The following is a 690-nucleotide window of genomic DNA, read 5'->3' on the forward strand; positions in this document are numbered from 1 at the left end:
AACAAAAAAATTTGAAAGAATATTATTTTTCGTCAATTTTTTGCGTTTTTAGTTGATGATTTCAACTTTTTTTTAACGGGAGGCTCATATGAGCAATAGAGTTGGGTTAGCCAGTAGTTTAAAAGATGGCCAAAAGTACATGGATCTCTGGCCTGTCAGAAAAGAGTTAAATGCGATCTTTCCCGAGCAACGCATCATTAAGGCAACGCGCTTTGGCATTAAGATTATGCCTGCGATCGCCGCGATCAGCATTTTAACGCAGATGGTATTCAACAATTATCAAGCGATGCCGCAAGCCGTCGTTATGGCTTTGTTTGCGATTAGCTTACCATTGCAAGGCATGTGGTGGCTGGGCAACCGTTCCAATACTCAACTGCCACCAGCATTAGTGTCTTGGTATCGTGAACTGCATGAAAAGATTACAGAAACTGGCTTTGCTTTAGAGCCGATGAAGTCTCGACCACGTTACAAAGAGTTGGCGATTATATTGAACAGCGCCTTTAGACAGCTTGATAAGTCATCGATGGAGCGCTGGTTCTAGGTTGAATCAAGTTCCAAGCCGCATCATAAAACACTGCGCCCCTGAGATCCTTTTGGGGCGTTTTTGATCTCTACCGCTATCTCGCCTTTTTTGTGCACTTAGTCGCCTTTTTATTTCTCCATTTCAGACCTTTCACTCTAATTTTTGAA

At 42.3% G+C, this 690-nt stretch carries 1 protein-coding gene; it reads left to right on the forward strand.

The genetic code is table 11. From position 1 onward, the window contains the following. Positions 1–88 precede the first annotated feature (88 nt). Positions 89–541, forward strand: coding sequence for a terminus macrodomain insulation protein YfbV (gene yfbV / locus KIV40_RS34710; RefSeq protein WP_285353995.1), 453 nt, complete (start codon positions 89–91; stop codon positions 539–541). The last annotated feature ends 149 nt before the right edge of the window (positions 542–690 follow it).

It is taken from the genome of Vibrio sp. D173a, assembly GCF_030248475.1.

Bases quoted from the DNA above. Each gene is read 5' to 3' on its own strand.
- yfbV (WP_285353995.1), top strand. From the start codon at position 89: ATGAGCAATAGAGTTGGGTTAGCCAGTAGTTTAAAAGATGGCCAAAAG.